Raw genomic sequence first — 2,610 nt, forward strand, 5'->3', positions numbered from 1 at the left:
CCAACCTGAGAGGACGTCGGATCGCCGAACGACCAAAGCGCCGCCGAAACGAACAACGTCAATGCTCCGAGGGCAGTCTCCAATCCGTGCGCCCCGCCCGCGCAACGAAAAACTAGCGTCCGCTAACGGAAGGTTTTTACGACACCGCCCTGAACGAAGCGAGCGAGTCTGACCACCGGACGATTATACCAATGCCGACGCACGTTGCCTACCAACGAAGGTGTGCCGAAGGCCTAGCGTAAAAACCATGTTGTCCGCCCCTACGCGGCAGGGACGACTTTGGAAACGTCAAGCGAATACTGCCCCTCGCTGCTACGACCCGCAAGTGATTGTTCCCAGAAGAACGCAATTTGCACGCCCACGCGATTCTCCAGATCAGCGTGCCGAGCCTCCATTTCCATCATGTTGTACGAGCACTCGTTGCCGAGTTCGTGAAATGCGCGGTCAAAGGCATCCGCCTTGGACGCGTCCAGAATGTAGATGTACGGTCCATCGAGATCAATCAACGGCTTGCCATCGCTCGGTGGTGCCAACGCACCAGAACCGATCGAGTAGCGACCCGGGGGAAGCGAGATGTCATACCGGGCCAGCCCCATCACGGGGTCGCCAATGCAGATTTCGTTTGTGACGAGGTCGAAGCTGGACATACTTGGGGCGGACAACGGAAGGTTTTTACGACACCGCCCTAAACGAAGCGGTGGAGTTTGAATCACGAGAAATTGTACCAATGCCAGCGCCCGTTGCCTACCAACGAAGGTGTGCCGAAGGCCTAGCGTAAAAACCATGTTGCACGACCGGTGAAGCGGTAATCAGGCAACCATTGCGAATAAAGCCGCAAGCAATCCAGCGCAAATCATGGTGACGTACCCGAACACGTAGAGGTGGCGCATCGTTGCGGGCATCAATCTGGGGCCGAACGAGATTAGAGTCCCGCCACGGATCACGGACAGTTTGGCGACGACGAACGAGCCAAACCCGGCAGCAAGAGCAAAGCCAATCGCCAGCGCGACGTTTACCGGTGAATGATGGACGACGTTGCGGAAAGCGAAGAGTGCGGGCAGAGCAAACCCCACGGATATGCCAATCAAGGCGATGACAGCCAGCGGATCGAACGGGATGAGGTAGTGATGAACATTGCCATCACGGTCGCGTCGGCGAAACGAGAGTGACATGCGATCCCTTTCGGCTAGGTCGTGCAACGGAAGGTTTTTACGACACCGCCGTTACCGAAGCGGTGAAGTTTGAATCACGAGAAATTCCGCCAATGCCAACGCACGTTGCCTACCAACGAAGGTGTGCCGAAGGCCTAGCGTAAAAACCATGTTGCACGACCGCCGCGCTACCAACACGGTGTCCATGCCGGAAGACTTGCAAGTCGTCAGGCTGGGGGCGAGGACGAACCAACCAACATCGAGGAGTCGTGAATTACGGTGATCGTACCACGTGCGACGATCCGCGCGCCTTCGGCGATCCCAAACTGCGCGCCAACAAATAGGCGACCAGCTTGAAGCAGCGGAGCATGGAATGATAGCGAAACAAGCCCCGTGTCACCGCCATCCATTGAGGAACGGTCAAGCAGCGTAATGGTGACGCCATTGTCAACGTCATCGAAGCGGAAGCAAGGCCGGTAGCCAGAGGAGAACGGCGAGCGACGACCGCCATCGGATTCGGGCAGGCTGTAGAGTTCGGCCTCTGCGTGTGCATCCATTAATCTGAGGTCGTGCAACGGAAGGTTTTTACGACACCGCCGTTACCGAAGCGGTGGAGTTTGAATTACGAGAAATTATACCAATGCCAGCGCCCGTTGCCTACCAACGAAGGTGTGCCGAAGGCCTAGCGTAAAAACCATGTTGTCAGACATTGAAATGCCAAAACGGCCTCCACCCCAAAACGCATAATCACGAAACGGGTGTTTCGGGGGTGAATTCATCGACGATCTCGAACTCAGGGCCAAGTTCCGATCGAAGGTCAGTCAGCAATTGTCGGGCAGCGGTATTGAAACGATCGCACTCGTCAGCATCCCATGGGCCGGGGTCGGGCGGATAATGGCGATTGAGCGCAGTATCGTGCCAAATGCAGATTTCACGGACACGAGCGACGGTTTGGTCGGAGAGAGGTAGATCAGCGAGATCAACCGCGTAGTCGAAGGCAGCACGCGCCGCATCATTGGCCGACCAAAGGGGCAGGCATGACCAATCGTAGAAGTACCGAAGTCGATATTTTGCGGTCACATCAATTGGGCTATGTCTGACAACGGAAGGTTTTTACGACACCGCCCATAACGAAGCGAACGATGTCTGAACTACGGAAATTGTACCAAGGCCAGCCCGCGTTGCCAAAGAGGGAAGGTGTGCCGAAGGCCTAGCGTAAAAACCATGTTAGCCGCCGCTGAGTACCGAATAGAGCCAGCATCCGCTAAGAACCGTCCAAAGACCTGCCACCCCCCACGCCGCCAAGCGTCTAGATCGGTCGATTGGGTTAGTTAGTGTCTGTCCGGAAATCACTCCGAGTGCGATTTCCTCGGGGTGAGCTTACGAGTTTCAGTCGCGAAGATTCGGATTCCGAGTAGCGGGCGAAGTGATTTCCGGCTTCTCTACATGTTTTGCGAGC

4 protein-coding genes are annotated in these 2,610 nt (G+C 56.2%); all 4 read right to left on the reverse strand.

The window, feature by feature from the left end:
• Positions 1-260: 260 nt before the first annotated feature.
• Positions 261-662 (reverse strand): hypothetical protein, encoded by a 402-nt coding sequence (locus Poly51_RS30180; RefSeq protein ID WP_222435964.1) that lies wholly within the window; start codon positions 660-662, stop codon positions 261-263.
• Positions 663-809: 147 nt separating this feature from the next.
• The gene (locus Poly51_RS30185) at positions 810-1,172 is read right to left on the reverse strand and encodes a hypothetical protein (RefSeq protein ID WP_146462672.1); all 363 of its coding nucleotides are present in this window, start codon (positions 1,170-1,172) and stop codon (positions 810-812) included.
• Positions 1,173-1,378: 206 nt separating this feature from the next.
• The gene (locus Poly51_RS30190; RefSeq protein ID WP_146462673.1) at positions 1,379-1,708 is read right to left on the reverse strand and encodes an EF-Tu C-terminal domain-related protein; all 330 of its coding nucleotides are present in this window, start codon (positions 1,706-1,708) and stop codon (positions 1,379-1,381) included.
• Between the two features lie 190 nt (positions 1,709-1,898).
• Positions 1,899-2,231, reverse strand: coding sequence for a hypothetical protein (locus Poly51_RS30195; RefSeq protein ID WP_146462674.1), 333 nt, complete (start codon positions 2,229-2,231; stop codon positions 1,899-1,901).
• Positions 2,232-2,610 lie beyond the last annotated feature (379 nt).

Source organism: Rubripirellula tenax, from assembly GCF_007860125.1.
Taxonomy (GTDB): Bacteria; Planctomycetota; Planctomycetia; order Pirellulales; family Pirellulaceae; genus Rubripirellula; species Rubripirellula tenax.

Bases quoted from the DNA above. Each gene is read 5' to 3' on its own strand.
- Poly51_RS30190 (WP_146462673.1), bottom strand. From the start codon at position 1,708: ATGGATGCACACGCAGAGGCCGAACTCTACAGCCTGCCCGAATCCGAT.
- Poly51_RS30185 (WP_146462672.1), bottom strand. From the start codon at position 1,172: ATGTCACTCTCGTTTCGCCGACGCGACCGTGATGGCAATGTTCATCAC.